Raw genomic sequence first — 4282 nt, forward strand, 5'->3', positions numbered from 1 at the left:
ATGTTTCTTATCATAATTCTACCTTGAGCCATGTTCTTTGGGAGTCGGAAGTCGGGAGTCGGAAGTGGAGAGATGGGGAGATGGGGAGATGGGGAGATCTCACAGGGGTAGGTTTTTAACAAAGACCTCAGGTGTGGGGTGTGGGTTGTGGGGTGTGGGGTGTGGGGGATAAGAAAATATACTTAATTTGTCGCTAAAAATCATCATTGTCTTGATGCAAAGCGCGAGTGGGGGAAACCACGGCAGTTGCTCATGGGGGAAACCCCCAAGACCGCACTGCCTCCCCTGTTCCCTTGCTGCACCGCTTTTTCGTTGTTTTCCTTTTCCTCTCCCTCTGGGTCGCCTCATGTTTGACCCTAATGTAAAAAACCTACCCCTGTGAGGATGGGGAGATGGGGAGATGGGGAGATGGGGAGATGGGGAGATGGGGAGATGGCTAATTGCTAGGGAAGCAACCGTTAACCTTCAACCAACCTGCAACCTGCAACCTACAATCTGCAACCTGAAACCTGCAACCTGAAACCTGAAACCTGAAACCTGCAACCTGAAACCTGAAACCTGAAACCTGAAACCTGCAACCTGCAACCTGCAACCAAAACCGTTCACCCTTCGTAGGATACTCTTGAATGTTCTCATCAAAAAACCCGGTCAAGACCGGGAAAATTGCTGAAAAACCAATCAACTTACCAAAGCTTGGCTTTATTACAAAAAATCGTGGAATGGTTGGAAGCCCTATCTATGAAGGAGGGCTGAGCCGACCCTTGATGACCTTTAGAGGGAAAAGAGAAAACACTCCCACACCTTATACCCTTTTTTGATATCCTAGAAGGTCATCAATTGTTAACATTCCCAGACTTGGGTCAGCTCAGACACCGTCTATCTAACTATCGGATAATGTTACAGGTTAGGGGGCAAGCCGCATAAACCGGAGTCTGGATCAGATCAGGCTCGCCATGTAGCCAATTTAACCAACTAACTTCCTTAGGATGAACCCCCTTAAAGGTTAAGACTCCTGCACCTAATATCACTGCTAAAACATTTACTCCAATCAAACTCCCTGCTACTAGTAATACAGCACTAACCGGCAGAATCGATTGTAGAGCGATCGCTAACAGAGAGCCAGCGGTAACCATTAATACAATCAACGGAAAACCGACAACCAGTAAGCAAACTGCCAAGGTAAATGCCCAAATTAAAAAGCTTTTGACCACTGCTAATGAATCAGTTTGTGTAAAGCTTTGACTTGTGGTTAATGCCATGGTGTTTTCTCCAGTAATCATTAAAAAAAAATGAATTGACAGTGTCTGCCCTTACTTGACAGGGTCTGTCCTTGAGTAAATTCTTTGATTTGAAATTTTCTAGGTGAATTTCAGTATAGGTAAAATTTTGATGAAGATGAACCTTTTGTCAAAAAAGTTTACAGTCAACTCGTCCGACCTATGTATCAAAATTGTTACAATCGTTAAAAGCCGGAAATTATTGGTTATCTTAAGAGAGACCGATAATCTACCATTAGACAGATGAACCAATTTTTCATCGCTGATACATAGACCGAAATAAGCCCAATCAGTTATAGCGTTATAGTTAGAGTTATATAGACCGAATCAGTTATAGAGATAAGTTATAGAGTCCCAAGAACAAGAAAAGGAGCTAGGGTCACCGAATCGGATCAGGATGGGTGAGGGGTTGACTCCGATTTGCTTAACATTTGTTATCATTTGCTTAATATATATTATCCAAATTGAGGAGTTTTCTCATATGTAAGCATTCAGCATTCAGCCGTCAGCCGTCAGCTTTGTGGCACAGGCTTAATGTTTGTGGCACAGGCTTCAACGCTGTGACATAACTCAGCATTATTCGAATGCTGACCTGTTGTCAGCCATGCAAAGCGCGAGTGGGGGAAACCCCCGCAGGTCGGCGCTGCCTCCCCAAGACCGCACTGCCTCCCCAAGACCGTAATGGTGCGTTTGACCCGTAATTAAATTCGCCACGGGTCGCACCTCTGCATCGCTTATTCAAAAGCACCTCGCGTAGCGTGCGCGTAGCGCATTAGCTGATAGCTGATAGCTGATAGCTGAATGCTTACTCTCATATTAAGCATAATTACTGATAATTACGCTTAATTACTCATATTAGGTATTTGTGATTAGGAGTTACCCCCCGTCCCTTGGTCAACCCTCATCTTAGGGGTGCTTTGAATATTAGGGGCGCTTTGCTTGCGCCCTCACGGATTGCGCCCCGCCCTCACGCTGATCTTAAATCTAGTTTTGAGCAGGGGAGAAGGTTTTAGAGTTTTTGCTGCTTACTCAAAAATAAACAATCACAAACAATAACAAACAATTAGATGGTGACAGCTGACCAATTTCAAAAAATAGTGCTATTAACACATCACCTCATCACCATTTATAGTTCAAAGAAATGAAATTGGTGTATAGCGTTTCTTATACTTATCAGGTACACTCAAATTTCTTACCCCGACTCCCGACTCCCTCGGTGCGCTTGACTCCCTACTGCCGACTCCCGACTCCCTATTGCCATTAACCAAAGACGAAAATCCCTTACCTAAGGTAGAACTGTTATAAGTTATACTCAACTCTAACTGTTGGGAAAACTTTAAGTAAGAGTTTGTAAAATAAATTCTCGTAGCCCAACTGTAGTTGGTAGTTGAAAGATGACAGATCAACAGCCCTCACCCCGCATTGCACCAGCACCACCGCCTTTGAATATAGCGTCTAGAGCAGCATCTGCTCAAGGCAATCAATCGAGACCTGCACAACCAAGAGCCATGGCTCCAAGAAGCAGTCAAGCCGGTGCCGCAGTAGCCTCACGCCCTCGCCCTGTGCCCACAACAGGTCAGAATTCAGCCACTAACGTCCAAGCAAAACCATCAGCCAATCAGCACCAGAAGAAACCCCATAGCATCGGTCTGCCCCCTGGACAGTCAAGCTTAGAAAGCATTGTCCGTGAGGCCTTTGAGAAAGGAGTGTCTGATATTCATCTAGGTGTTGGTGAAACTCCCCGTTTCCGGAGTCGCGGTGAAATGGAGCCAACCCAATATCCACTCACAGATCACGCAACATTTAACTGTTGGCTCAAGGAAGTAATGAGTGATGAGGAAATCCGGCGCTTTAGAGAAGAGTTGGAATTTGATGGGGCAACTCAGTACGAGTTTAGTCGGGTCAGGATTAATGTCTTCGATAGCCTTCTTGGTCCTGCAATGGTCTTGCGGATTATTCCCCTAAAGATATTGACCCTTGAGGAGTTGCGGTTGCCAGGAATCCTGAAAGATGTCTGTCACTACCATAAAGGTCTCATTTTGGTCACAGGTCCCACAGGTTCCGGAAAATCTACCAGCATGGCCGCCATGATCGACTATATGAACAAAGATATGGCGCGGCATATAATTACCATTGAAGACCCGATTGAATTTATCCACCAAAGTCGCAAATCTCTGGTTAAACAGCGGGAAGTAGGAATGCATACCCGTAAATTTGACCGGGCATTGAAAGCCGCTTTGCGGGAAGACCCTGATGTGATTCTGATTGGGGAAATGCGAGATCGAGAAACAGTAAATACAGCTCTCAAGGCTGCTCAAACTGGTCACTTGGTCATGGGTACTTTGCATACCAACAGTGCAGTGAAAACCATTGAGCGGATTCTCAATCTCTACAATCCAGAAGAACAGGCTCCCATGCGGGTGGCCATATCAGAAGCCCTAGTAGGAGTCATTTCCCAAGGGTTGTGCCGTACTACCGATGGCAAGCGTGCTGCGTTTCATGACATCCTGATTAATACTGAATCCATTAAGGATTACATCCTCAAGGGCAAATACGAAGAAATTGAACAACTGATGGCGGCCAGTGAATTTGACGGTATGGTTACCGTAAATAAATCCTTGTTCGCTCTTTACCAAGAGGGGCGTATTACTGAGGAAACTGCCTTAGAAAAGTCACCCACTCCCAACGAGATCGCAATGATGTTGCGCGGTCGGATCTAGGGATTAGTCACCCTTGTATTAGGGATTAGGAATTAGGGATCAAGACTTAACTCCTAAAACCTAACCCCTAAGACCTAAAACCTAACCCTAAAACCTAACACTTATAAACTCAAAAATAACACTTATCATCTAAAAAGTAAAACCTTAAGTATCAAACTCAATTGACGACATAGTACTAGCATATGCTGGATGAAACCCCCTCGCCCCAACTGTTTAAAGGTATTGCTATATTTACACCAGGGGAAGATCTAGTGTATAGCATTGACTTTAATAAGCAGAGTCACT

3 protein-coding genes are annotated in these 4282 nt (G+C 44.8%); 2 read left to right on the forward strand and 1 reads right to left on the reverse strand.

Features of this window, described 5'->3' with window-relative positions:
- Positions 1–884: 884 nt before the first annotated feature.
- A complete protein-coding gene (locus tag F6K57_RS38020; RefSeq protein ID WP_070396775.1) occupies positions 885–1259 on the reverse strand; it encodes a hypothetical protein in 375 nt (124 codons plus the stop codon).
- A 1159-nt stretch (positions 1260–2418) separates the two neighbouring features.
- Between F6K57_RS38020 and F6K57_RS38025 the strand changes: the two genes are divergently transcribed.
- Both F6K57_RS38025 and F6K57_RS38030 read left to right on the forward strand, forming a co-directional pair.
- A complete protein-coding gene (locus F6K57_RS38025) occupies positions 2419–2541 on the forward strand; it encodes a hypothetical protein (protein WP_293061771.1) in 123 nt (40 codons plus the stop codon).
- Between the two features lie 130 nt (positions 2542–2671).
- Complete coding sequence (locus F6K57_RS38030) at positions 2672–3997, forward strand: type IV pilus twitching motility protein PilT (RefSeq protein WP_293073641.1); 1326 nt, start codon at positions 2672–2674, stop codon at positions 3995–3997.
- Positions 3998–4282 lie beyond the last annotated feature (285 nt).

Origin of the sequence: Moorena sp. SIO4A5, from assembly GCF_010672005.1 — a bacterium.
In the GTDB taxonomy this organism is placed as follows: domain Bacteria; phylum Cyanobacteriota; class Cyanobacteriia; order Cyanobacteriales; family Coleofasciculaceae; genus Moorena.

What these genes read in the sequence shown, in the direction of transcription:
- F6K57_RS38020 (WP_070396775.1), bottom strand. Translation starts at nt 1,259, where the DNA reads ATGGCATTAACCACAAGTCAAAGCTTTACACAAACTGATTCATTAGCA.
- F6K57_RS38025 (WP_293061771.1), top strand. Translation starts at nt 2,419, where the DNA reads ATGAAATTGGTGTATAGCGTTTCTTATACTTATCAGGTACACTCAAAT.
- F6K57_RS38030 (WP_293073641.1), top strand. Translation starts at nt 2,672, where the DNA reads ATGACAGATCAACAGCCCTCACCCCGCATTGCACCAGCACCACCGCCT.